Raw genomic sequence first — 25,060 nt, 5'->3', positions numbered from 1 at the left:
GGGGTGAGGCTGGAGGATTTGCGGGGTGGGTTTGAGCAGATGGAGTTGTTTGAGCGTTAATTTTGCGACAAATTCCAGAGGGTCATCGCGGGCAAGCCCGCTCCCACAGGGAACTTTGGGGTCCACACAATCTGTGTTTCACCGTTGAACACTGTGGGAGCGGGCTTGCCCGCGATGCTTTCAGCTTTTAGTTCGGTCCTGGATCCGCCACCAGACGCCCGGCATCCTTGGTCAAAGACTTGAGAAACTCAGTCTGCAACTCAGGATCGTTGCGTGTCAGTTCGATCAGGCTTTGTTCCAGTTCGCTGGCTTCTTCTTCCAGGCCCAGCTCGGACAGGCGTTTGACCCGGTGAACCCACTGGCTCACTTCGTCATCCTCCAGATCGTCGTAAATCAGCCCGTGCGCTTCCAGCAACTTGCCGCGCAAGTGGCTACTGATCAGCAGGGATGAGTCGGAATGCACGTCATCCTTGGCGTCTTCGACGCTGATCTGCAATTTGCCGACATGATTGAGGTCATTTTCGGCAAACGGACTGTCCAGCAGGTTCAGACGCAGCACACCATTACGATCGGTGGTCATGTCGAAGGTCTGCTTGCCGGCCTTGACCTGCACCGGACGCTCGCTCCATGGCAGGCTCGAATACTCCGTGCGCTTGTCGCGCTGGACTTCATCGATGCCGGCCAGGTTCTGTTGCGCACGACCGTTGGACTGCACGTTCATGAACGGGTTGAGCCCGGCGAAACCGTAGCTCAGCCAGTCCTTGGTCACGCTGTCCGGCAAATTGCCGAGGGCGAAGACGTTGACCACGTTCGCGCCGACGCCGCCGACCACCGCCACCGCGCCCAGCGGAATCTCGTAGATTTCGCGCCAGGGTTGGTAAGGCGTATAGCGATCGTAACGACGAGTGACTTCAAATTCAGTGACTTCGAACGTCTTCTGCTCGTTGATCTTCACGCGTCGCTGCGGCAGCTCAAGCTCCTTAGGCTCACCGACATCGATCTGCAGGCTGTGATCGAGCAACTTTCGCTCGACCCGCTCTTCGTGCTCGCTGCGCTGTGACATGTGATTGGCACAGCCGCTGACCAGCAGGGCGCCACACAGGGTGGCGCCTCCGAGGCCTAAGGTGTTTCGCTTGAACATGACGTCTCTATCTGGTTTCAGCGGCGGATACGGGCCTGAAGGAAGGACAATACGTCAGCCACCGGCAGCGCTTGCGCCTCGCCTTCGGTACGGCTCTTGTATTCCAGGTTGCCTTCGGCGAGGCCGCGGTCGCTGACCACGATCCGGTGTGGAATGCCGATCAGCTCCATGTCCGCGAACTTGATGCCGGGGCTGGTTTTCTTGTCGCGATCGTCCAGCAGCACTTCGAAACCGGCCGCTGTCAGTTCGGCGTACAGCTTGTCGGTGGCTTCGCGAACCTGCTCGGTTTCATAACGCAGCGGTACCAGGGCGATCTGGAACGGCGCCAGGGTGTCGCTCCAGATGATGCCGTTGGCGTCGTTGTTCTGCTCGATGGCAGCCGCTACCACACGGGAAACGCCGATGCCGTAGCAACCCATTTCCAGGGTAACCGGCTTGCCGTTCTCGCCCAGCACTTCGCACTTCATCGCCTTGCTGTACTTGTTGCCCAGCTGGAAGATGTGCCCGACTTCGATGCCGCGCTTGATTTCCAGAGTGCCTTTGCCGTCCGGGCTTGGGTCGCCGGCCACGACATTGCGCAGGTCAGCCACGGTCGGAACCGGCAGGTCACGCTCCCAGTTCACACCGAAGTAATGCTTGTCGTCGATGTTCGCGCCGATACCGAAGTCGCTCATCAGCTCGACCGAGCGGTCGATGATGATCGGCAGCGGCAGGTTCAGCGGGCCGAGCGAACCGGCGCCGGCGCCGATGGCGTCGCGCAGTTCGGCATCGGAAGCCATGACCAGCGGGCTGGCCACGCCTGGTTGCTGGGCCGCTTTGATTTCGTTGAGTTCGTGGTCGCCACGGATGATCAGGGCAATCAGCTTGCCTTCTTCTTCCGCGTGCACGATCAGGGTCTTGATGGTCTTTTCAATCGGCAGATTGAATTTTTCCACCAGTGCCGCGATGGTCTTGGTATCTGGTGTATCAACCAGGCGCAACTCTTCGGCTGGTGCTGGACGCGAGGTTTCGCGAGGCACAGCTTCGGCCTTTTCGATGTTCGCTGCGTAGTCGGAGCCATTGCTGAAGACGATATCGTCTTCGCCGGACTCGGCCAGTACGTGGAATTCGTGCGAGCCTGCGCCACCGATCGAACCGTTGTCGGCTTCAACAGGGCGGAATTTCAGGCCCAGACGAGTAAACACGTTGCAGTACGCTTCGTGCATGCGGTCGTAAGTGACCTGCAGCGACGCCTGATCAGCGTGGAACGAGTACGCATCCTTCATGATGAATTCGCGGCCGCGCATCAAGCCGAAGCGTGGACGGATTTCGTCACGGAATTTGGTCTGGATCTGGTACAGGTTGATCGGCAGCTGCTTGTAGCTGCTCAACTCGTTGCGCATCAGATCGGTGATCACTTCTTCGTGGGTCGGGCCCGCGCAGAAGTCGCGACCGTGGCGGTCTTTGATGCGCAGCAGCTCAGGGCCGTATTCTTCCCAGCGCCCCGATTCCTGCCACAACTCGGCCGGTTGGGTGCTCGGCATCAACACTTCCAGAGAGCCGGCGGCGTTCATCTCTTCGCGAACGATGGCTTCAACCTTGCGCATGACTCGCAAGCCCATCGGCAGCCAGGTGTACAGGCCCGAGGCAAGTTTGCGGATCATGCCGGCGCGCAGCATCAGCTGGTGGCTGATCACGACCGCGTCGGAAGGCGTTTCTTTCTGTGTGGCGAGCAAAAATTGACTGGTGCGCATGGTTGGCCGTTGTCGGTTGCTATGACTGGAAATGACGGAGCAGTGTACCGGCGAGTTTTGCTGACGTACAGAAGTGTGGCCAGCGGAGGGGTCCAATGGCGGGATTCCTCCCGCCATTGGCGATTTGTCTTACGACTCTTCTGCGACCGGCGTCGGCACAGGCTCGGGCGTGGGTGTCGGGCCTTCGCGGCGACTTTCCTGGAACCAGTGCAAGGCGATCAGCAACAGCGTCGGCACGCCGAGCAAGGCCGTGATCAGGAAGAAGCTGTGATATCCGAACTTCTCGACCATGACCCCGGAGTAACCGCCCATCAGACGCGGCAGCAGCAGCATGATCGAGCTGAGCAGGGCGTATTGCGTAGCGGAGAATTTGAGGTTGGTCAGACTCGACAGATAGGCCACGAACGCCGACGTCGCCAGGCCCGAGCTGAAGTTGTCGAGGGAAATGGTCACTACCAGCATCTGCAGGTTCGGGCCCATGTCGGCGAGCATCACGAACAGCAGGTTGGTGGCCGCCGAGGCCGCGCCGCCGATGAACAGAATTGGCAGAATGCCGAAGCGCACGATCAGCAGGCCGCCCATGCCGGCGCCTACGAGGGTCATGATCAGACCAAAGATCTTGCTGACGCTGGCAATCTGATCCTTGGTGAAACCCTGATCGATGTAGAACACGTTGGCCATTACGCCCATCACCGTGTCCGACATCCGATACGTGGCAATCAGACCGAGCAGCAGCAGTGCCTGCCAGCGATAGCGCAGAATGAAGTCGTTGACCGGCGTCAGCACCGGTGCGAGGCCACGACGGCCCATGGTCGACAGGCACAGGCCGGTGAGCAGCGTATAGAGAATGGCGCGCAGGAAGGCACGGTCTTCAAGCAGCAGATCCAGTGGGCTCATAGCGCCGAACAGCACGCTGGCGAAATCGGTGTTGTAGAGCTGGGTGAACATCGCCGGTACCGAGACCAGCAGGATGATCAGCACAAACACCGACATCAGTTGATGCATAAAAGTGTAGCGCCCGGCCTGCAATTGCGTGCGCAGCGGCACGGGCGGCTCGCGCATCAGCAGCGTGGTCAGCAGCGCGGGAATCATCAGCGCCCCGAACAGCGCGTAAGTGCCGGCCCAGGCCGAGTGCTGATAGTTGAAGCCTGTAGAGCCGAAGCCTTCGGCGAAGAACAGGGCGCCGGCAGTGGCCAGCAGTGCCGCCACGCGATAGCCGGACATGTAGCTGGCGGCGAGGGCGGCCTGGCGGTTGTCTTCGGCGATTTCCAGGCGATAGGCATCCACCGCGATGTCTTGAGTGGCGGAGGCGAATGCGACAACAACGGCGATGGCGATCAACCACGACAGATGCTTCTGCGGATCGCAGAAACCCATGCCGATCAGACCGAGAATCACCAATGCCTGCGAGAGCACCAGCCACGAGCGGCGACGGCCAAGTTTACCCAGCAACGGCAGGCGCCATTGGTCGAGCAGCGGTGACCAGACCCATTTGAACGCGTAGGCGAGGCCGATCAGGCTGGCGTAGCCGATGGTTTCCCGGGCCACACCGGCTTCACGCAGCCAGACGGAAAGCGTTGAAAACACCAGCATGTACGGCAGGCCGGCGGCGAAACCCAGCAACAACAGCACGAGCGTCGAAGGACTGGCATAGGCGGCGAGCGCGGCGCGCCAGGTTTTACGGGGCATGGGCTGAAGTCTGCCTCAAGATTGCGGAAACAAAGCGCGCACTCTAACCGCTGTGCTCTACCGGACGCCAGCCATGGCGCTGAATATCCACACGATTGTTCAGGACGGTGATGCCTTCCATGCGTAATCGCGCCCGTTGTTCATCCCCGGATGGACTGCCCACTGGCAGGCTGATCCGACCACCGGCGCCCAACACGCGGTGCCAGGGCAGCTTGGTGTCGCCGGGTAACTGACTCAAGGTGCGACCGACCCAGCGGGCGGCGCGCCCCAGCCCGGCAAGATCAGCCAATTGACCATAGCTGACGACTTTGCCTTCGGGCACTTGTGCCAGGGTCGAGTAGAGCGCCGTGCGTCGGATTTGCGCTTCGCTGTCGACTTCGTGGATCGGGTCTGTCACGTACACGGTTCCTGAACATGATCGTTTGATTGCCTTAAGCGTAATCCCTCATCGGGCAGTTGAGAAATGAACTCAATAGAAATAGTCCGGTCAGTCCTTGTCAGGGAATTATTCCCACGGATAATGCCGACCCCTTTTTCGCAAACTTGAGCCTTCGATTCGCTTATGTTGTCCAGATCCTTGCTGTGCCTTGCTGTTTTCAGTGCGTCCACGCCCTTGCTTGCCGACACCGTGTGGTTGAAGAACGGTGACAAGTTGAGCGGCACCATCACCGTGTTCGATGGCGGCAAGCTGTTGATCCAGACCAAATATGCCGGTGCGGTCACCATTGACTGGAAAGAGGTCAAGACGCTGGACAGCGATCAGCACTTGCTGGTCAAGCAGGATGCCTACAGCGGTGAAGTCTCCAAGTCGCTGACGGCGGCCGAAGATGGCAAGGTCACCCTCGCCAACGGTGAAGCGCCGAAAACTGTGGAGCTGGCCAGTATTCAGCAAATCCTCAAGCCGAAGCCGGTGGTCGAGGATTTGGTGTGGAAGGGTAATGTCGATCTGGCGCTGGATTATCAGCGTGCGGAAAAAGACACCGACGACTACGACATTGGCTTCAAGACCTCGGCGCGTCATGGCCGTTGGCGTCACACCGCCGAGGGCGAATACAACCGTGAAGTGCAGGACGACGTAACCACCACGGACAACTGGCGCGCCGAGTACGCACTCGACCGCTTCCTCACTGATCAATGGTTCTGGCAGGGCCGTCTGAACTATAAGCGTGATCACATCGAAGAGCTGGCGCGTCAGCGCGTGGTCGGTACCGGTCCCGGCTACCAGTTCTGGGATGATGAGCTGGGCGCATTCTCGCTGGGCTCGTTGTTCAACCGCACCGATTACGAGTATCGCGATGGCAGCAAGGACAATTTCTATTCCGTGGCCATGAAGTGGGATTACAACCGTTACCTGATCGGCAAGAAAGTCGAGTTCTTCACCAATGGTGAAATCGGCAAGCCGCTATCCGACGTGGCCAATTACGCGCTGGATGCGGAAATGGGGCTGCGTTACAAGGTGACCGATTGGGCCTCGCTCAACCTTAAGGCCGAGCGCGACATCATCAGTGGCACCAACGATGCGGATTTGAACAAGACCCGCTACACCGCAGGATTTGGCGTGGCCTGGTAAGCCACCCACAAAAAATCGCAGCCTTGACGGGCTGCGATTTTTTTTGCCTGAACAAAACAGGCGCCCACAAAAAAGCCCCGCTTTTAAGGGCGGGGCTCTTTTCTAAAGAAGCTACAAGTTAGATAACTTGTACTTCTTCAGCTTGCATGCCTTTCTGACCGCGGGTAGCGATGAAAGAAACCTGTTGGCCTTCTTTCAGGCTTTTGAAGCCGTCGGATTGGATAGCTTTGAAGTGAACGAACAGATCGTCACCGGATTGTGGGGTGATGAAGCCGAAGCCTTTTTCATCGTTGAACCACTTAACGGTACCGGTTTGGCGATTAGACATGGTGTAACTCCTTGAACAAAGATAACTGCGGAACAGGAAGAACCCTGGCCGAGACTGAGTGCAAAGAGCAGGAAAAATTCTTGTAGATGGTTGGATCGAAATTCAACATATCGTGTAGAGATTCTCAGTGACACAAGCAACACAGTGACGCCACCTTAACCCTTTTTCCTGAACGTGCCAATGCTTCTTGCAAAGGTTTCTCTGTTTTAAGGATCGGCGGTGTGACGGTTCGTCGTCATACCGCGTAATTACGGGGTGTTCGGCGAGAATTGCAGCGCGCACTTTGAAGCGGGCGGCGCGACCGGTAAGATGCCGGACAGAATTTTTCACCTCGCTATTCAGGAAACCCGCCATGAGCATCAAATCGGACAAGTGGATTCGCCGCATGGCGCAGGAACACGGCATGATCGAACCGTTCGTCGAGCGCCAGGTGCGCGGCAGCGATGACAGCCGAGTGATCTCCTACGGTGTGTCGAGCTACGGCTACGACGTGCGTTGCACCAACCACTTCAAGGTGTTCACCAACATCAATTCGGCCATAGTTGATCCGAAAAATTTTGATGCCGGCAGCTTCGTCGACATCCACAGCGACGTCTGCATCATTCCGCCGAACTCCTTCGCCTTGGCCAGCACCGTCGAATATTTCCGTATTCCACGCAACGTACTGACCATTTGCCTGGGTAAAAGCACCTACGCTCGCTGCGGCATTATCGTTAACGTGACGCCGCTTGAGCCTGAGTGGGAAGGTCACGTGACCCTGGAGTTCTCCAACACCACCAACCTGCCGGCGAAAATCTACGCCAATGAAGGCGTGGCGCAGATGCTCTTCCTTGAATCCGACGAGGAATGCGAAGTTTCCTACAAGGATCGTGGCGGCAAGTATCAGGGCCAGCGTGGCGTGACTCTGCCGCGTACCTGAGTCGTCCATCCGGCAGATGTCGGGAATTCTTTGGCGGGCAGGCACTCTATGGAGTGTACTGCCCGTTTTTGCTTGTGCCGAAACGGGCCTTCGCCGAGGAGTGCCCTATGAAGATCGATCCGCATATCACTGCCGAACTGGCAAGGCTTGAGCCCAATCAGATTGGCGTTTTAGCCTGGTCCTTGCTGGCACACCCGTCCATCAGCCTGGCTGGCGGAATTCCGGGTCAGCCTGATCCCGATACCCCCAACGAACAACCGACCGAGCCGGGTGAGCCGACTCTGCCTGACGAGCCACCACCGGCACCTGTTGCCTGATCCCTATGGGAATTGAATGGCCAGTCAGTTGAAGTCCGCCAAGACTTCAACTGACTGGCCATATTTCGTTGTCGCCGATGACAAAAATCCTGCAGCTATCATCACGCTCAACCGGATAACCACCGGTAAACGCGCCAAACGCGGGCATCAGGCTGATGCGCTCGGCCAATCTGAAACACGCCAGCCGCAAGCTCTGCCGCCCCTTGCCCTGCAGCCGATAAACCGGATGCACATGGCCAGCCAGTACATGCCGCTCCGGGTGCGGATCGGGTTCGTGTTGTAACGAAAATGGGCCGAGCAATAGCGGTTCTGGCACTACGCGAATGTTCAGCGATACCGGCGGATCACCCGCGCGTTTGTCGTGATTGCCGCGAATCAGCGTCATCGGCAGATCAACGTGGCGCGAGCGCCATTCGGCCAGTGCGCTCAGCGTGCCCACCGCGTGGGAGCCGGGGCCATGCAGAAAGTCACCGAGAAATATCAGCTGGCGGCAGGGCAGTTTCGCCAGCAGTCGATCAATCACCGCGATATTGCTCGCCGTTGTGCCTTGAGGGACGGGCTGGCCAAGGCTGCGATAGGCGGCCGCTTTGCCGAAATGCACGTCGGCGATCAGCAAGGCTTGCTGCGCCGGCCAATACAAGGCTTTTTCCGGCAGCAGCCACAACTCCTCTCCGGCCAGGCGCACAGGATAGGGCGCGTTCATGCAGAGCTACCCTTGTCAGCGGACTTTTCCAGATCACCAACCATCCTTCTGATGCGGTCAGCCAGTTTTTCCGAGCTCATGCTCTCGCGCATGCGTTCCACCAACAGTGGAAACCCCAGCGGTGTAGGACGTTTGATCTGATGCACTTGCAGATTCATCTGTTTGATGTGCTGTAGCGTCTGTTCCAGCCTGCGAATATCCAGTTCTTCCCGTAGGACCTCTTCCCCGGCCTGAGCCAGCAGGAGGTTATCGGCGTCGTATTGCTTGAACACTTCGAAGAACAAGCCGCTAGAGGCCTGCACTTGCCGGGTGCTTTTCGGCGCGCCGGGGTAACCGGAAAACACCAGTCCGGCGATTCGGGCGATTTCGCGAAAGCGCCGCAAGGCCAGTTCGCCCGCGTTCAGGCTGGCGAGAACATCGCGCAATAAGTGATCGGCACTGAACAGTTCGGTATCGAGTTGTTGCGACCAATCCACTGGCGTGGCACTGAGCAACTCCAGACCGTAATCGTTCACCGCAATCGAGAACGTCACCGGTTGACGCTGACTGACCCGCCACGCCAACAGGCTGGCGAGCCCCAGATGCACCTGCCGTCCGGCAAACGGGTAGAGAAAAAGGTGCCAGCCTTCGCGGGATTTCAGCACCTCGACCAGTAAATCGTTGGTTGTGGGCAAACCGGACCAGCGCGCCTGGGTGTCCAGCAGAGGCCGTAACGCCTGCATTTCCGGTCCGGTAAACTCACCCTGTGCGGCAGCGGTGAAGCGCGTCACCACCGCTTGCGCCAGTTCATTGGAGAGCGGCATACGGCCGCCATTCCAGCGCGGCACGGCGGCTTTCTTCGCCGTGCTGCGTTTGACGTAGGCGGTCATGTTTTCCACTCGTACCAGTTCCAACAAACGCCCGGCAAACAGAAAGCCATCGCCCGGTTTGAGCCGTGCAATAAAGCCTTCCTCGACGCTGCCCAACTGCTTGCCGCCGCCACCCTTGCTCCAGAATTTAAGCTGAATGCTCGCGTCGCTGACGATGGTGCCGATGCTCATGCGATGCCGGCGTGCCAGCCGCGCATCGGGCACGCGCCAGACACCTTGTTCGTCGGGCTCGACTCGACGGTAATCCGGATAAGCCGTCAGAGACATGCCGCCATGGCGTACGAAAGCCAGCGCCCACGCCCAATCGGCAGGTGTCAGGTCACGATAGGCCCAGGCGCCACGGACTTCTTCGTACAGCTCATCGGGTAAAAATCCGCCGCCCAGCGCCATGCTGACCAAATGCTGCACCAGCACATCCAGCGGTTTATTCGGCGACAGGCGCGGTTCGATGCGTCGCTGCTCCACGGCATCACGGGCGGCGACGGCTTCGATCACTTCAAGGCTGTGGGTCGGCACCAGCGTCACCCGCGAGTTACGGCCCGGGGCATGGCCGGAGCGCCCGGCGCGTTGCATCAAACGGGCGACGCCCTTGGCTGAACCGATTTGCAGCACACGCTCCACGGGCAGGAAATCCACCCCCAGATCCAGGCTGGAGGTGCAGACCACTGCTTTCAAAAGCCCGTCCTTCAAGGCCTGCTCAACCCAGTCGCGGGTGTCGCGTGACAGCGAACTGTGATGCAACGCGATCAGCCCGGCCCAGTCCGGTCGCGCCTCAAGCAGCGCCTGATACCAGATTTCCGACTGTGCCCGGGTGTTGGTGAACACCAGGCTGCTGGCGCAGACATCGAGTTCGGCGACCACTTGCGGCAGCATCTTCAAACCGATGTGTCCGGCCCACGGAAATCGTTCGAGGGTGGGTGGGAGCAGGGTGTCGATCGCCAGCGCTTTTTCGTTCTGACCCTGGACGCTGACGCCACCGCCATGTGGGATCAGCACCTGTTCGGCGTGGGATTGATTACCGAGCGTGGCGGACACGCCCCAGACAATCAATTCGGGCTGCCAGTGACGAAGGCGGGCGAGGGCCAGTTGCAGCTGCACGCCGCGTTTATTGCCGAGCAGCTCGTGCCATTCATCGACGACGATCATGCGCAGTGTCGCCAGCGCTGTTTGCGCGTCGGCGCGGGCGAGCAGCAGGGTCAGGCTTTCGGGTGTAGTGATCAGCGTGGTCGGCAGGCGTCGGCTCTGCCGGGCGCGCTCGCTGCTGCTGGTGTCACCGGTGCGCAGGCCGATACTCCAGGGGATTTCCAGGTCCGTCACGGGAGTTTGCAGCGCGCGTGCGGTGTCGGCAGCGAGGGCGCGCATCGGCGTGATCCACAGCACGGTCAGTGGTTCGGCAACCGGTTTGCGTTTACGTGAAGTTTCAACGATGGGAGCTGTTCGGGCGAAGCGGTTGAGTGCGGCAAACCATACCGCATAGGTTTTGCCGGCGCCGGTGCTGGCGTGCAGCATTCCGGATTCACCGTTTTTTACCGCAGCCCACACCTGTTTCTGAAAGGCGAACGGCTTCCAGCCGCGAGCGCTGAACCAGGTTTTTGCGAGGTCGGAGGATTTCGCCATGCGGGCTGCGCGCGCTCTGGAGGGGTTATTCCAGTGACCACGCGGTGGGCGGACAAGTTTGATTTTTGTAGGAGTGAGCCTGCTCGCGATAGCGGTGCGTAAGTCACATCAGTGTTGGATGTAATGACGCCATCGCGAGCAGGCTCACTCCTACAGGGGGTTGTGTACGACGTTACTTCAGGTTGCCGCTGAGAAATTGCTTGAGGCGTTCGCTTTTCGGGTTGCCGAGGACATCTTCGGGCGCACCTTCTTCCTCGACCAGACCTTGATGCAGGAATAGAACCTGGCTCGAAACTTTACGGGCGAAGCTCATCTCGTGGGTCACCATGATCATGGTCCGGCCTTCCTCGGCCAAACCCTGAATCACCTTCAACACTTCCCCGACCAGTTCCGGATCGAGCGCCGAGGTCGGCTCATCGAACAGCATCACCTCCGGCTCCATCGCCAACGCCCGGGCAATCGCCACGCGCTGTTGCTGGCCGCCGGACAAAAACGCCGGATATTGATCGGCCACCCGCGCCGGCAGACCGACCTTGTCGAGGTAACGGCGGGCGCGGTCTTCGGCCTCCTGCTTGCTGCAACCGAGCACCCGGCGCGGGGCCATGGTGATGTTTTCCAGCACGGTCATGTGGCTCCACAGGTTGAAGTGCTGGAACACCATCGCCAGCCGCGTGCGCAGACGTTGCAGTTCATCGGCGTCGGCGACGTGCATGCCGTGGCGGTCGGTGACCATGCGGATCTTCTGGCCATCAAGGCTCATCGCACCGTCGTTGGGTTGTTCGAGAAAGTTGATGCAGCGCAAAAAGGTGCTTTTGCCCGAGCCGCTGGCGCCGATCAGGCTGATCACGTCGCCGGTCTTGGCCTTGAGCGAAACGCCTTTGAGCACCTGATGGTCGCCATAGCTTTTGTGCAGGCCTTCAACGGTCAGTTTGTACATAGGACAGACATCCTCAAGGCGAAAGTAGGTAGCCGCTGCGATAGGCTTCAGCGCCCGCGACGTGGGCGATGACCATGCCGGCAGTGGCCATGCGTCGCAGCGAACGGGCGTACATCACGCCGGCGCTGGTGCAATGAATGGGGGTGACCCGGTCGTGGATCGGGTCGATGATTTCGGCGATCTGCTGCCCGGCTTCGAGGTATTGCCCCGCCGTGGCGGTGTACACCAGCAGGCCGCCGACCGGGGTGGTCACCGGCTCCACACCCGCCAGCGGCGTGGCGGGGTAGGGCAGCGACGGCTGCGGTTTGGTCTCGCCGACGATCGCATCGGACTGGATCAGATAGTCGATCAGCGCCTGGCAGTCGCGGCTGGCCAGCGGATGGTTGACGTCACCCTGACCGCGCAACTCGACGGTCACCGAGAAACTGCCCAGCGGAATCTCGAAGTGTTCGCCAAAGCGCTCCCTCAATTGCCACCACAGCAGCGTGAAGCATTCGTCGAACGACTGGCCGCCGGAATCGGTGGCCAGCAGGCTGGCCTGGGCTTCGATGTAGCGCGCCAGTGGCTCGACCTGCGGCCACGCTTCGGGCGTGGTGTAGAGGTGAACCACCGATTCGAAATCGCAATGCAGGTCCAGCACCATGTCCGCATCGCAGGCCAACCGTTGCAGGGTCAGGCGCTGGGATTGCAGTTGCGTGCTGGCGGTCTGGCGGGCGAGGGCGTTGCGCAGGCTGGCGCGGATCAGTTCGAGGTTGTGCTGCGGATCGTCGCCCAGCTTGCCTTCGATGGCGTTGCCGATCTCTTCGCTGAGGTCGACGAACCAGCGGTTGAAGTTCTGCCCGCTCTCCAGTTCGTAACGGCCCAGCGGCACGTCCATCAGCACTTGTTCGAGGCCGACCGGATTGGCCACCGGCACCAGCACGATTTCGCTGCGCAGGCGCCCGGCGGCTTCCAGCTCCGCCAGACGCTGCTTGAGGTGCCAGGCGACGAGCATGCCGGGCAATTCATCGGCGTGCAGCGAAGACTGGATGTAGACCTTGCCCTTGGCCTGCGCCGGGCCGAAGTGGAAGCTGTGGATCTGTCGTGCGGTCCCCGGCAGCGGGGCCAGCAGGTCATGGATCTGGTGTCGCATTACAAGGTTTCCTAGTGTGTCGGCCCGAGGAAGGCCAGCCATCGGCGTTCGGCAAGACGGAACAGGCCGACCAGCGCAAAGGTAATGGTCAGGTAGATCAGCGCGGCGATGCCGAATGACTGAAAGGTCAGGAAGGTCGCCGAGTTGGCGTCCCGGGCGACTTTCAGAATGTCGGGGATGGTCGCGGTGAAGGCCACGGTGGTCGAGTGCAGCATCAGGATCACTTCGTTGCTGTAATACGGCAACGAACGGCGTAAGGCTGACGGCATGATCACGTAGGCATACAGCTTCCAGCCTGTCAGACCATAAGCCTTGGCCGCTTCGACTTCGCCGTGGTTCATGCTGCGGATCGCCCCGGCAAAAATCTCCGTGGTGTACGCGCAGGTGTTCAGGGCGAAAGCGAGGATCGTGCAGTTCATCGCATCGCGAAAGAAACTGTCGAGTATCGGCTGCGCACGTACGGCCGCGAGGCTGTAAATCCCGGTGTAGCAGATCAGCAGCTGGATATACAGCGGCGTGCCTCGGAACAGGTAGGTGTAGAACTGCACCGGCCAGCGCACGTAGAAGTGGCTGGAAACCCGGGCGATCGACAGCGGAATCGACACCAGGAAACCGATGAAGATCGAGGCGCTGAGCAGCCACATCGTCATCGCCAGACCAGTGATGTTCTGGCCGTCGGTATAAAGGAAAGCTCGCCAGTATTCCTGCAGAAGTTCGATCATCGTACGGCCTCCCGGGCACCGGCAGCGTAGCGGCGTTCGAGCCAGCGCAGGATGAAGTTCGAGGCACTGGTGATCAGCAGATAAATCAACGCGGCGAGGACCAGGAAATAGAACAGTTGATAAGTGCTTTTACCGGCGTCCTGCGCGGCTTTGACCAGATCGGCGAGGCCGATGATCGACACCAGCGCGGTGGCCTTGAGCATCACCATCCAGTTGTTACCGATGCCCGGCAACGCGAAACGCATCATTTGCGGGAACACCACAAAACGAAAGCGCTGGCCGCGTTTGAGGCCATAGGCGGTGGCCGCTTCGACCTGACCGCGCGGCACGGCGAGGATCGCCCCGCGGAAAGTCTCGGTGAAATACGCGCCATAAATGAAGCCCAGGGTCAGCACCCCGGCGCTGAACGGGTCGATCTCGATGTATTCCCATTCCATGTAGTCGGTGAGCGTCGTCAGCCAGGTTTGCAGGCTGTAGAAGATCAGCAGCATCAGCACCAGGTCCGGCACCCCGCGAATCAGCGTGGTGTAGAGCTGGGCGGGCAGGCGCACCAGTTTGATTTTTGACAGTTTGGCACTGGCGCCGAGCAGGCCGAGCAACACGGCCACCAGCAGCGACAACGCCGATAATTTGATGGTCATCCAGGTGCCTTCCAACAGCAACGGGCCAAAGCCCTTGAGGCTGAAGGCGGAGAGCCCCAGATTTTGTAAGAGGGTTTCGAACATAAATCAGCAACCTGAGCGGATGGAAAAGGCGCCCATCGAGGATGGGCGCCGGGGCATTATTTGCCGCTGTACAGATTCAGATCGCCAAAGTGTTTCTTTTGAATCTCGGCGTATTTGCCGTCATCGTGTAACGCTTTGATACCTTTATCTAAAAGCGCCTTCAGCTCAGTGTTACCTTTCTTAATACCGACAGCGGTTTTGGCTGGCAGCAATTCGTTGTCGACTGGCTTGCTGACGTCATAGTCGGCGCCCTGTGGCGACTTCAGAAAGCCCAGTTCGGCTTGCAGCATGTCCTGAATGCCCGCGTCGAGACGGCCGGAGGTCAGGTCGGAATACACCTGATCCTGGTTCTGATAGGCCTGGGTTTTCACGCCAGCCTTGTCCAGCACGGCTTTGGCGTAGGCTTCCTGAATGGTGCCTTGCTCGTAACCGACGGTTTTGCCTTTCAGCGACGCGACGTCGGCAGTGATGCCGGAACCTTTTTTCGACACGTAAGCGGTCGGACCGGAGAACAGCTCGCTGGAGAAGTCGATGACTTTTTCGCGGGCCGGGGTCACGGTCATCGACGAGATCACACCGTCGAATTTGTTGGCCTTGAGGCCCGGAATCATGCCGTCGAAGTCACTTTCGACCCACTTGCACTTGACCTTCAGTTCGGCGCAGATCGCGTTGCCCAGATCGATGTCGAAGCCCACCAGGCTGCCGTCGGCCGCTTTCGACTCGAACGGTGCGTACGAAGGGTCAACGCCAAAGCGCAGCTCTTTGTATTCCTTGGCCAGCGCGGAGCCAGCGGCCATGCACAACGCCAGTGCAGAAAGGGTCAGCAATGCTTTTTTCATTATTCAATCCCTAAGAACCAATATGAGCGCTTGTGGCGCAGAATTATTGTTACTGGAACGCGTACGACCTATAGAAAGTAGCAATTTCCGAACCAGAGTCCCGAACAAGTGTTTTAAAAGGCGGGGATTGATAGATGAGGAGGGGATTGGTGCACGGAAACGGGCGCCGAAAATGCGCTGCACCATTTCGGCTCGGCGTAGAGGTTTTTGGCTGGCTGCGATAACTGTGGTGAGGGGATTTATCCCCGATGGGTTGCGAAGCAGCCCCCGGCATTCATCAGGGATAATTGCATGTTCAGATTTTGCGACTGCTGCGCAGCCGATCGGGGATAAATCCCCTCGCCACAGGTAGTCATTCAATTCAAATGACCAGTGTCCCTGGAAAGGGGGTCAAGCCAGCAGATCTTGCAAAGTAGCAAGACTATCCGCCTCATCCACAGTCTTGTCCTGCCGCCAGCGCAGCATCCGTGGAAACCTCACGGCGATCCCGCTTTTGTGCCGCCGCGACAAGGCAATCCCCTCGAAACCGAGTTCGAACACCAGACTCGGTTTCACACTGCTCACCGGGCCGAACTTCTCCACCGTGGTTTTGCGTACGATGCTGTCGACCTGGCGCATTTCCTCATCGGTCAGCCCCGAATAGGCCTTGGCGAACGGCACCAATGCCCGTTGACTGGATTCGGGCGGGCCGTCCCACACGGCAAAGGTGTAGTCGCTGTACAGACTGGCGCGGCGACCATGCCCGCGCTGAGCGTAAATCAGCACCGCATCGACACTGAACGGGTCGACCTTCCATTTCCACCACACCCCCATGTCCTTGGTCCGGCCCACACCATACAAGGCGTCACGGGCCTTGAGCATCATGCCCTCGACGCCCAGGCGCCGGGACGCTTCACGCTGATGGGCCAAGTCGAACCAGTCTGAGCCGGTCAATACGGGGGAGGCCAACAGCACCGGGCTGTTGCAGCGGGCGATGACCTCTTCCAGTTGCGCACGACGCTTGGCCTGCGGCTGATTGCGCCAGTCTTCGCCTTGCCATTCAAGCAAGTCGTAGGCGAGCACCACCACCGGCACGTCTTCGAGGATTTTCTTGTCGAGGGTTTTGCGACCGATCCGCTGTTGCAGCAGCGCGAACGGTTGCACCGCGGGCGGCTCTGGCGATTGCGGATCAAAAGCGTCCTCGGTGCGTGGATGGGTGCTTTTCCACACCACGATCTCACCGTCGATCACCGTGCCGTCCGGCAAACCGTGGACCAGCACATCGAGTTCGGGGAAGCGCTCGGTGACCAGTTCTTCACCCCGCGACCACACCCATAACCGCCCTTCACGCTTGACCACTTGCGCACGGATGCCATCCCATTTCCATTCCACTTGCCAGTCGCTCGCCGGGCCAATCATCGCCTCGAACTCTTCAACCGGTTGCGACAAGGCATGTGCGAGGAAAAACGGGTACGGCTGGCCACCGCGCTGGGAGTGTTCGTCGGCGGATTCGGCGGCGATCAGCTTCAGATAACTGGCAGCGTTCGGCCGATTGGACAGGTCGGTGTAACCCACCAGACGCTGGGCGACACGTTTGCTGTCGAGCCCGGCCATCGAGGCCAGTGCGCGGGTCACCAGCAATTTCGACACGCCGACACGAAAGCTTCCGGTGATCAGTTTGATGCACAGCATCAGGCTCGGCCGATCCAGCTGCGCCCACAGTGCCGGCAGTTGCCGTGAGAGGAATTCCGGAGTTTCACCGCGCAGTGGCAACAGTTTGTCTTCAATCCACTCGGCGAGGCCGGCATCGGAGCTGTGCAGATTTTCCGGGAGCACCAGCGAAATGGTTTCCGCCAGATCGCCGACGGCCTGATAGCTCTCCTCGAACAACCACGGCGTCAACCCGGACACCTCGACAGCGAGTTCGCGCAGGATCCGCACCGGCACCAGTTGCCGGGGCCGGCCACCGGACAGAAAGTACACCGCCCAAGCGGCGTCCTGCGGTTCGGCCTGGGCAAAATAAGCTTGCATGGCCGCCAGTTTGGCGTTGCTGGACGTGGTGGCGTCGAGTTCGGCGTACAACTCGGCGAAGGCTTTCATGCGGGCATCTCGGCGATGGTCGGTTGAGAGGCGATGTTTTCTTCTTCGTCATCGCCGTATTCGGTGTTGAAGCCCTGTGCATCGAGCCCCTGTTCGCGCAGATGGCGCACTAGCACGCCAATCGAACCGTGGGTGACCATCACCCGTTCGGCGCCAGTCTGATTGATCGCCCAGAGCAGGCCGGGCCAGTCGGCGTGATCGGACAGCACGAAGCCGCGATCCACCCCGCGCCGCCGACGCGTACCGCGCAGGCGCATCCAGCCGCTGGCGAAGGCATCGCTGAAATCGCCGAAACGCCGCATCCAGGTGCTGCCACCGGCCGAGGGCGGGGCGATCACCAGCGCCTGGCGCATGATCGGGTCACTTTTTTTCACGTCACCGGCATAGATTGTTGGCGGCAGGTACACGCCGGCATCACGGTAGACGCGGTTCAACGGCTCTACGGCGCCGTGGCTGAGGATCGGGCCGAGGGTTTCGTCGATGCCGTGGAGGATCCGCTGGGCCTTGCCGAAGGAGTAACAGAACAACACGCTGGCTTTGCCAGCGGCGATATTGGCTTTCCACCATTCATTGATTTCGCTGAACACCTGCGCCTGTGGCTGCCAGCGGTAAATCGGCAGGCCGAAGGTCGATTCGGTGATGAAGGTGTGGCAGCGCACCGGTTCAAACGGCGCGCAGGTGCCGTCCGGCTCGATCTTGTAATCGCCGGAAGCGACCCAGACTTCGCCACCGTATTCCAGACGCACCTGTGCCGAGCCGAGCACGTGGCCAGCGGGGTGAAAACTCAAGGTGACACCGTGGTGGGTCAAGCGCTGGCCGTAGGCGAGGGTTTGCAGGTTGATGTCCTGCCCCAGACGCGCGCGCAAAATCCCTTCGCTGGCGCTGCTGGAAAGGTAGTGCTGGTTGCCGGTGCGAGCGTGGTCGCCATGGGCATGGGTGATCACCGAGCGCTCGACGGGACGCCAGGGGTCGATATAAAAATCCCCGGCGGGGCAGTACAAACCTTCGGGGCGGGCGATAACAAGATCCATGTCGTTACCAGAAATGGGGGGCTTGTTAGCTATGAGGTTTGCGCGGGTTCAGAAGTTCTATGGATTTTTACAAACGCCCTCACCCCAGCCCTCTCCCGGAGGGAGATGGGGCCGACCGAGGTGTCTGGCAGGGGACATCGACCTGAAAAACCGAGTCGATTATGGATTCAGCAGTGCACGAACCGACTTGACTCATGATTCGGCAGTGCACGAACCGACTTGACTCAGGATTCGGCACAGTACGAACCGAGTTAACTCCGGATTCGGCGCAGCACCTTCAGGTCGGCGTAAGTCTGCAGCATCCCCCAATCAGTCCCCTCTCCCTCCGGGAGAGGGTTAGGGTGAGGGGCTCTTGATCTTTGAACTCATTTCCCCGGGGTGAGGGTCAGACGCGTCTTCCCGTAAACCCGATCAAAGTTCTGCGGCTGCATCGGCAAGCCGATGTACTGCCCTTTCAACCACTGATCAATGCCATTGAGGTAATTCGGGCTGACCGGATTCCCAGACTGCCCCGTACCGTTCTGCCCCATCAGCGGTTCGGCTTGACCGAAGTCGACGATAAAGCGCATCGATGGCGCACGCGTAGTGGTGAAATCCTGACCCCAGGCAAACGCTGCGGTGTTCAACGTCGTGTGATCGCCTCCCGCCGCCAGTGGTCCACGAACGGTCTGACCATTGCTGTTTTTCCAGGTGTAGCTGTGCAGTTTGCCCCACTGCCAGGCTTTGTGATCGCCGCCCAACTGACTGTCGCCAGCACTGATGGCTGCCGCAAAACTGCGGGCGAGAATCACTGCCTTGTCTTCTTTCTGCGGCGTACGGATGTCGTCCCAGAACGGACTGTCCTCGCTTCCCAGCAGATGATCCGCTTGCGCTGCGTAGGACAAATCACCGTTGGCAATAAACGCTTTCCACGCCGGGCTGGATTCCGGGCCGAGTTCGTCGAGGAAGATCTGCTTCATGCTTTCTTGCAGGAACAGTTCATAGATCGCTGCATCCGCCGAAGTCGGGCTGAGCTTGCCGTCGAACGCCATCAAGCGGGTAAACGCCTCGCGAGCCTTGCTGCGATCGGTTTCCGGCAATGCATCGATTGCCTGTTTCAGCGGCTGCTTCATGCCCGGTGCTTCGAAGACTTTCTTCAGCTTGGCGGCGAAAGTCGTGGTCTGGTCGTACTGCATGGCGATCACGCTGCGGCTGTCATGTTTGCCGCTGCCAGCCAGTTCCGCCAGACGCTCGCCACGTTCCGGCGCGGCCCATGAGTTGGACAGTTGCATGCCGTAACCGTGAGGGATGACGCGCTGGTTGGCGGTGCCGAGCCAGCCTTGCGCCGGATCCTGATCGTAGGGGTGCAGCATCGGGTCGGCGTAACCGTCCCAGTCGTAACGACCTTCCCAGCCCGGCGACGGCAGCAAGCCTTCGCCTTCACGACGATTGGGGAAACGTCCGGTGACTTGCCAGCCGATATTGCTGGCATCGGCGAAGACCAGGTTCAGGGCGATGGCGCGGATCTCGCGGCTCGCGTCCGAGGCGCGTTCAACATTCTGCGCTCGGCTCAGATCAAAAAACGCGTCCAGGGATTTGTCGTCGGTGAAGCTCGGTGTTTGCAGGGCCAGACCAAAACCGTTGCCTTGCGCCGCAGCCTGAGCACTGTTGAGCAACGCACCGTGGCGGGTTTCGTACACCGCTTCGCGAATCGGCCGCTGGCCTTTGACGAAATAGGTTTCGTTGCGCACGCCCAGCGGCTGCCATTTGCCGTTGACCTCGTAAGTCAGGCTGCTGCCCTGACGGCGGATTTTTTCCAGGAACAGGTCCTGGTTATCGCCGAGTACGCTGGTCATGCTCCACGCCACTTTACCGTTGAAACCACCCAGCACCATTGGCAAACCGGCGACGGTCACACCTGCCGCCTGATACTTCGGCGCGCGGATCTGCACGAAACTCCATAGCGACGGCGCGGCCAATGGCCCATGGCTGTCGCTGGCGAGCAGGCTCTTGCCGCTGCGACTGCGTTGCGGGGCGATGGCCCAGTTGTTCGAAGACGTGGTGCCGAGCAGGTTCAGCGTCGACAGTTGCTGGCTGGCGTTGCTCAGTTCGTTCAGGCCGGGGATTTGCCCGTTGACCTTGAGGCCTTGCAGCTTGTCGGCTTCGGCCAGCGGCAGACTCTCGTCCGGCGCGGACGGGGTCAGCCAGGCGAGCTTGTCGGTGGTCACGGTTTGCGCGAGCACCAGTGAAGAGATTTCTTCCGGCAGGTTGGCCGACTGGCTGAAATTCAGCAGGGCGAAAATCAGCGCCGAATCTTCCGGTTTCCAGTATTCAGGCTTGTAGCCGCTTGTGGCCAGGTCGCCCGGCAACTTGTCGGCGTAGCGGAACAGGTAGGCGTTGACGCCCCGGGCATAGACTTCGAAAAAGCGTTTCAGCCGTGGCGACGAAGCCTTGTAAAGTTCGGCGGCGCTTTTCTTCAGATTGACGGCGCGCATGTAACGGTCGGCGTCGAGCATCGAGGCGCCAGACATTTCCGCCAGACGGCCCTGAGCCAGCAGGCGCAGGGTGACCATTTGGTTGATGCGGTCGCTGGCGTGGACGTAACCGAGGGTAAACAGCGCGTCGTGGAAGCTGTTGCTTTCGATCAACGGCATGCCCATGGCGTTACGGCGCACCGAAACGTTCTGCGCCAGGCCCTTGAGCGGTTGCACGCCGGAGGTGGGCGGGAGGGTGTCCTGAGCGTTCCAGGTCTGGCAACCGGACAGGCTCAAGACACCGGTCACTGCTGCGGCAACGCCGAACCGGGGAAGAAAATGTGTGAGGGCTGGCGAGGCCATGGCAAAGCTCCTGCGGGGGTGTAGAGGCTGGGGGCGCAATAAAGCCGCTACGTTAGTGAGCAGGAGGTGGGCGCGCAAGCGGGGCGAGCGGTTATTTCTCGATTTGCCTGACCAACTGCAAATCTTCAGGGATAACCGGGTTTTTGTGGCGAGGGAGCTTGCTCCCGCTGGAGTGCGAAGCACTCCCAGACCCTGCATAGCCATTTATCAAAAAAATGCGTTGTCTGGACTTGCGACTGCTGCGCAGCCGAGCGGGAGCAAGCTCCCTCGCCGCAAAATCTCAACTCCACGCGTAAACTGCGGCACATTCAATGACTTTGCGTGAGGAGACCGCCATGGAACTTGAGGCCAACGCTGCACTGATCATCATCGACCAGCAAAAAGGCATCCTGCACCCCCGCTTGGGGCGGCGTAACAATCCGCAGGCTGAGGAGCGAATCCTCGATCTGCTGGGGCTTTGGCGGCACAGCGAGCGGCCGGTCATCCATGTGCAGCATCTATCCCGTGAACCGGACTCGGTGTTCTGGCCCGAACAGGAAGGGGTGGAGTTTCAGCCAAGGTTTTTGCCCCGGGACGGTGAGTGGCTGATCCAGAAACAAGTGCCGGATGCGTTCTGTGTCACCGGGCTTGCGGCGCGGTTGCGTGAGGCGGGGATCGGGCAATTGGTCATCGTCGGCGTGGCGACCCACAACTCGGTGGAGGCCACGGCGCGCACGGCGGGCAATCTGGGGTTTGATACGTGGGTGGCAGAGGATGCGTGCTTCACCTTCGACAAGGCCGATTACTTCGGCACGTTGCGTACGGCTGAAGACGTGCACGGGATGTCGCTGGGGAATTTGCATGGGGAGTATGCGACGGTGGTCAGTTCGGCGCGGATTCTGGCGGCAGGCTGAAAAGCTTTCATTGAATGTGCCGGCCCCTTCGCGAGCAGGCTCGCTCCCATATTGCTGAAACACCGGCCATTGTGGGAGCTGGCTTGCCAGCAATAGCAGTGTGTCAGGCGCCAGCAATGTTGAAGGTGCCGGCTTCATCGCTGGCAAGCCAGCTCCCACAGGTATCACGGTGCGTTCAAATGTGGGAGCGAGCCTGCTCGCGAAGGCGGTGTGTCAGGCGAAGAGGCTCTTCGCCCAAGGCATCAAGCGCCGTGGCACTTCTTGAATTTCTTGCCGTTGCCGCATGGGCAAGGGTCGTTGCGGCCGACGTCTTTCAGGGCGTTGCGCACCGGTTCCTGGTGGGCGTGGCCGCAGTTCGGGCCGTGGACATGGCCGTGATCGTGATCGTGGTGATGGTCATGATCGTGATTGCAGTCAGGGCCATGGACATGAGGTTGCTGAGTCATCGGTGTTGCTCCGGAATTAAATCGGCCGGGATTATCACGCTATTGCGCTCAAGGTGCACGTAGTGGGCGATGAATAAACCGGTTTCCATTTCGCCTTGTAACCGATAGGGAATCTGCTGATTTGGACTTTTCAGCATTTTCACCACCTCTTTCACCTGCGGCCAAAGATTGGTGCGAATCGGCACCTTATAAAAGGCGCTGCGCTTCGGCCCGACGGTGATCCAGTGTTCATACTCGCCTTCGGCCAGCAGCATGTCGGCCAGATGAATGCGGTACTCCAGACCGCGCACGGTCAAGTCGCTGTCGTTGGGGTTGTCGATGCGAAAGTGCAGGATGAATTTCTGCTCGAGCAGTTTGGCCCGTACCACTTCGACTTTTACCAGGTGCACGGCGGGGTCGCGGGTGTCGTCGCTGAACCATGAGGCGCAGCCGCTGAGCCCGAGAAACAGCAGCAGGGTGAGGGTTTTCAGTGTGCGCCAGTGACCGAGCATGGATTGACTCCCTTTGCTGCCAGTCTAGACGCTAAAAGATCGCAACCTTCAGCAGCTCCTATGGGGTGAACGAAATCCCGTGCCGGAGCTGCCGAAGGCTGCGATTTTTTAATCTCAAGCGCCAAAGTATCCCGCGCAGCACTTCTTGAATTTCTGCCCACTGGCACATGGGCAACTGTCGTTGCGCCCCAGCTTCAACTGCACGGTCGGATCAATGAAGTACCAGCGGCCGGCGTTCTGCACAAACGATGAGCGCTCACGGTGGCTGTGTTCGCCCTGGTCGTCGTGCCAGCGCGCAGTGAAGGTAACGAAGGCGTGTTCCGGCTGGCCGCCGAAGACTTCCGAACTTTCGACCTCAAGGCCGAGCCAGGTGCTCTGCGCGCTCCAGGCACTGATCGACTGCCGATCAAGACCCGATTGCTGAGCGGGCAGGGTGGTCGCCACCAGATAGTCGATCAGCCCGAGCACATAGGCGCTGTAGCGCGAACGCATCAGGGCTTCGGCACACGGGGCCGGATGGCCCTCGTGATAATGACCGCAGCAGGCATCCAGCAGATTGCCGCTGCCGCAAGGGCAAATGGCTGTACTCATTGCATTACCACCAGTATTTCCCGAAGTTTTCCGGATTGGCCCAGAACCGCGAGTTGAGCCAGTCGGGGACTTGTTTGTAGTCAAGCAGATCGTAGGTAAACAGGGTCAACACCTGTTCGTCACGCTGGAAGCGTTCGCTGGCTTGCAGCGCCAGCGAGTAGAAATCGGTTTCCTGCCAGCCACTGGCCGAAAGGTCCGCCAGCACTGCGATGCGGCTGGCGTTGAGATTGCGAATACCGCCCAGCAGGTTAAGGCCGTCGCGCTTGGGCAAATGCTCCAGGCAGTCGACTACCAGCGCCAGATCGAAACGCCGCGCCGCCAGTTCCGCCGGCAAGGCGCCGGGCGCGGCGTGGGCCACGCACGTGTCTGGATGCGCTTGTTTGAAAGCGCTCAGCGCGGGGAATTCAGTGGCACCGATCAGCAGCAGACGCGCCGGCGCGTAGCGATCCAGCAAAGCGGCCAACGCCTGTTGCGGCGTACGGGAAGAAATGGCGACGTTCATCGAAGCTCCTCAATCAGACCGCCAAGACTAGCCTGCCTGACTGCGGCGGCAAAGAGCCCTGCCGCGCAGGTTTGCGACAAATGCGCCAAAGTCCTGTGAACACGGTCGCAAACAGCAGTGGCCTATTGCTGGCGGAGATTAAAACTCCGGTCTTTACTCCCTGAATCGGTTCTAAGCCGATCCCTCAGGAGAAAACCAGATGAGCATAGTTCGGACAGCATTACCTTTGATTCTGCTAACCAGTGTGTTGACTGGTTGCGCAGGTTTGCAGAAAACCGACTGGCCGACCTGTGCGGCGGTCGGTGGTGTTGTCGGTGCCGGCCTCGGCGCGACCGAGAGTTCGGCATGGGCCGGCTATGGCGCGTTGGTGGTCGGTGGTACGGCAGCGGCCTATTGCTGGGTACACGGTGATGGCGACGAAGACGGCGATGGTGTGCCGGACAGTCGCGACAAGTGCCCGCACACGCCTAAAGGTGTACAGGTCGACGCTGACGGTTGCCCTCCACCCGCCCCTGCACCAGTGGTTGAAGAGGCTGTAGTGGTCAAGGAAGAAACCATCGTTATTCGTGATGTGCACTTCCAGTTCGACAAAGCCACGCTGACCGGCCCCGACAAGCAAGTGCTCGACAAAGTCGCCACACGCCTGAAACAGGAATCCTCGACCGCACAACTGACCGTGACCGGTCATACCGACAGCGTGGGCAGCGATGCCTACAACAAAAAACTGTCGGACCGTCGTGCGCACTCGGTGGTGGAATACCTGATCCAGCAAGGTGTGCCACGTGCCAGCTTCGTTTCGGTGTCCGGTCTGGGTGAAAGCCAGCCTGTTGCCGATAACAAAACTGCTGACGGTCGTGCGCAAAACCGTCGTACCGAAATCAAAATCGTCCGCTAGGCCTCTCGCATCCGCGGCTTGTGCAGTCGCGGATGCGGGTCTTTACTCCTGTGTAACCGGTATGGGCCGGTGACA

At 59.8% G+C, this 25,060-nt stretch carries 24 protein-coding genes; 5 read left to right on the top strand and 19 right to left on the bottom strand.

Annotated elements, in window-relative coordinates:
- Nucleotides 1-187 precede the first annotated feature (187 nt).
- The 4 genes from AC3WMT_RS24310 to AC3WMT_RS24295 form a co-directional block, all read right to left on the bottom strand.
- Nucleotides 188-1,141, bottom strand: coding sequence for a hypothetical protein (locus AC3WMT_RS24310; protein WP_103306572.1), 954 nt, complete (start codon nt 1,139-1,141; stop codon nt 188-190).
- 17 nt (nt 1,142-1,158) lie between these two features.
- A complete protein-coding gene (locus tag AC3WMT_RS24305; protein ID WP_103306573.1) occupies nt 1,159-2,874 on the bottom strand; it encodes a proline--tRNA ligase in 1,716 nt (571 codons plus the stop codon).
- Between the two features lie 129 nt (nt 2,875-3,003).
- On the bottom strand, nt 3,004-4,563 hold the full coding sequence (locus tag AC3WMT_RS24300) for an AmpG family muropeptide MFS transporter (protein WP_103306574.1): 1,560 nt from the start codon (nt 4,561-4,563) through the stop codon (nt 3,004-3,006).
- 43 nt (nt 4,564-4,606) lie between these two features.
- Nucleotides 4,607-4,960, bottom strand: coding sequence for an MGMT family protein (locus AC3WMT_RS24295; protein WP_103306575.1), 354 nt, complete (start codon nt 4,958-4,960; stop codon nt 4,607-4,609).
- A 165-nt stretch (nt 4,961-5,125) separates the two neighbouring features.
- Between AC3WMT_RS24295 and AC3WMT_RS24290 the strand changes: the two genes are divergently transcribed.
- Nucleotides 5,126-6,133, top strand: a complete 1,008-nt coding sequence (locus AC3WMT_RS24290; RefSeq protein ID WP_103306576.1) for a DUF481 domain-containing protein — start codon at nt 5,126-5,128, stop codon at nt 6,131-6,133.
- A 118-nt stretch (nt 6,134-6,251) separates the two neighbouring features.
- On the opposite strand, the gene AC3WMT_RS24285 is transcribed toward AC3WMT_RS24290, so the two are convergent.
- Nucleotides 6,252-6,461, bottom strand: a complete 210-nt coding sequence (locus AC3WMT_RS24285) for a cold-shock protein (protein WP_002554837.1) — start codon at nt 6,459-6,461, stop codon at nt 6,252-6,254.
- Nucleotides 6,462-6,813: 352 nt separating this feature from the next.
- Here AC3WMT_RS24285 and dcd point away from each other — a divergent pair, with 352 nt between their 5' ends.
- Together dcd and AC3WMT_RS24275 are read left to right on the top strand one after the other, a co-directional pair.
- Entirely contained in the window at nt 6,814-7,380 is a 567-nt protein-coding gene (gene dcd, locus AC3WMT_RS24280) for a dCTP deaminase (protein WP_007904652.1), read from the top strand.
- Nucleotides 7,381-7,487: 107 nt separating this feature from the next.
- Nucleotides 7,488-7,697: a hypothetical protein gene (locus AC3WMT_RS24275; protein WP_103306577.1), complete on the top strand. Its 210-nt coding sequence runs from the start codon at nt 7,488-7,490 to the stop codon at nt 7,695-7,697.
- A gap of 46 nt (nt 7,698-7,743) precedes the next feature.
- Here the strand turns inward: AC3WMT_RS24275 and pdeM are convergent, their stop codons facing one another.
- The 10 genes from pdeM to AC3WMT_RS24225 all read right to left on the bottom strand — a co-directional run bounded on the left by pdeM (nt 7,744) and on the right by AC3WMT_RS24225 (nt 21,167).
- Nucleotides 7,744-8,400 (bottom strand): ligase-associated DNA damage response endonuclease PdeM, encoded by a 657-nt coding sequence (gene pdeM / locus AC3WMT_RS24270; RefSeq protein WP_103306578.1) that lies wholly within the window; start codon nt 8,398-8,400, stop codon nt 7,744-7,746.
- Nucleotides 8,397-10,886 (bottom strand): ligase-associated DNA damage response DEXH box helicase, encoded by a 2,490-nt coding sequence (locus AC3WMT_RS24265; protein WP_103306579.1) that lies wholly within the window; start codon nt 10,884-10,886, stop codon nt 8,397-8,399. Before AC3WMT_RS24265 ends, pdeM begins: the two co-directional genes overlap by 4 nt.
- Before the next feature lie 172 nt (nt 10,887-11,058).
- On the bottom strand, nt 11,059-11,823 hold the full coding sequence (locus AC3WMT_RS24260; protein ID WP_103306580.1) for an ABC transporter ATP-binding protein: 765 nt from the start codon (nt 11,821-11,823) through the stop codon (nt 11,059-11,061).
- Nucleotides 11,824-11,836: 13 nt separating this feature from the next.
- The gene (locus AC3WMT_RS24255; RefSeq protein WP_103306581.1) at nt 11,837-12,955 is read right to left on the bottom strand and encodes a succinylglutamate desuccinylase/aspartoacylase family protein; all 1,119 of its coding nucleotides are present in this window, start codon (nt 12,953-12,955) and stop codon (nt 11,837-11,839) included.
- Between the two features lie 11 nt (nt 12,956-12,966).
- The gene (locus tag AC3WMT_RS24250; RefSeq protein ID WP_103306582.1) at nt 12,967-13,677 is read right to left on the bottom strand and encodes an ABC transporter permease; all 711 of its coding nucleotides are present in this window, start codon (nt 13,675-13,677) and stop codon (nt 12,967-12,969) included.
- Entirely contained in the window at nt 13,674-14,402 is a 729-nt protein-coding gene (locus AC3WMT_RS24245) for an ABC transporter permease (protein ID WP_103306583.1), read from the bottom strand. The genes AC3WMT_RS24250 and AC3WMT_RS24245 overlap by 4 nt, the downstream gene beginning before the upstream one ends.
- 56 nt (nt 14,403-14,458) lie before the next feature.
- A complete protein-coding gene (locus AC3WMT_RS24240; RefSeq protein WP_008083900.1) occupies nt 14,459-15,241 on the bottom strand; it encodes a transporter substrate-binding domain-containing protein in 783 nt (260 codons plus the stop codon).
- Nucleotides 15,242-15,631: 390 nt separating this feature from the next.
- Nucleotides 15,632-17,320, bottom strand: coding sequence for an ATP-dependent DNA ligase (locus AC3WMT_RS24235; protein WP_103306584.1), 1,689 nt, complete (start codon nt 17,318-17,320; stop codon nt 15,632-15,634).
- Nucleotides 17,317-18,351 carry a ligase-associated DNA damage response exonuclease gene (locus tag AC3WMT_RS24230; RefSeq protein WP_103306585.1) on the bottom strand — a complete coding sequence of 345 codons (1,035 nt, stop codon included), beginning with the start codon at nt 18,349-18,351 and terminating at the stop codon, nt 17,317-17,319. Before AC3WMT_RS24230 ends, AC3WMT_RS24235 begins: the two co-directional genes overlap by 4 nt.
- Before the next feature lie 365 nt (nt 18,352-18,716).
- Complete coding sequence (locus tag AC3WMT_RS24225) at nt 18,717-21,167, bottom strand: penicillin acylase family protein (protein WP_103306586.1); 2,451 nt, start codon at nt 21,165-21,167, stop codon at nt 18,717-18,719.
- 335 nt (nt 21,168-21,502) lie between these two features.
- Here AC3WMT_RS24225 and AC3WMT_RS24220 point away from each other — a divergent pair, with 335 nt between their 5' ends.
- Nucleotides 21,503-22,060 carry a cysteine hydrolase family protein gene (locus AC3WMT_RS24220; protein WP_103306587.1) on the top strand — a complete coding sequence of 186 codons (558 nt, stop codon included), beginning with the start codon at nt 21,503-21,505 and terminating at the stop codon, nt 22,058-22,060.
- Between the two features lie 242 nt (nt 22,061-22,302).
- On the opposite strand, the gene AC3WMT_RS24215 is transcribed toward AC3WMT_RS24220, so the two are convergent.
- The 4 genes from AC3WMT_RS24215 to AC3WMT_RS24200 all read right to left on the bottom strand — a co-directional run bounded on the left by AC3WMT_RS24215 (nt 22,303) and on the right by AC3WMT_RS24200 (nt 24,090).
- Nucleotides 22,303-22,506 (bottom strand): SEC-C metal-binding domain-containing protein, encoded by a 204-nt coding sequence (locus tag AC3WMT_RS24215; RefSeq protein ID WP_003198420.1) that lies wholly within the window; start codon nt 22,504-22,506, stop codon nt 22,303-22,305.
- On the bottom strand, nt 22,503-22,997 hold the full coding sequence (locus AC3WMT_RS24210; RefSeq protein ID WP_103306588.1) for an LEA/WHy family protein: 495 nt from the start codon (nt 22,995-22,997) through the stop codon (nt 22,503-22,505). Before AC3WMT_RS24210 ends, AC3WMT_RS24215 begins: the two co-directional genes overlap by 4 nt.
- Before the next feature lie 114 nt (nt 22,998-23,111).
- Complete coding sequence (locus AC3WMT_RS24205; RefSeq protein ID WP_103306589.1) at nt 23,112-23,588, bottom strand: YchJ family protein; 477 nt, start codon at nt 23,586-23,588, stop codon at nt 23,112-23,114.
- Between the two features lie 4 nt (nt 23,589-23,592).
- A complete protein-coding gene (locus AC3WMT_RS24200; RefSeq protein WP_103306590.1) occupies nt 23,593-24,090 on the bottom strand; it encodes a DUF6231 family protein in 498 nt (165 codons plus the stop codon).
- 199 nt (nt 24,091-24,289) lie between these two features.
- Between AC3WMT_RS24200 and AC3WMT_RS24195 the strand changes: the two genes are divergently transcribed.
- Nucleotides 24,290-24,985, top strand: a complete 696-nt coding sequence (locus AC3WMT_RS24195; protein WP_103306591.1) for a PA1041 family peptidoglycan-binding anchor lipoprotein — start codon at nt 24,290-24,292, stop codon at nt 24,983-24,985.
- Nucleotides 24,986-25,060 lie beyond the last annotated feature (75 nt).

Source organism: Pseudomonas sp. FW305-7 (assembly GCF_058786735.1).
Note: the sequence above shows the minus strand (reverse complement) of the source record. Positions and strands in the feature narration are given on the sequence as shown.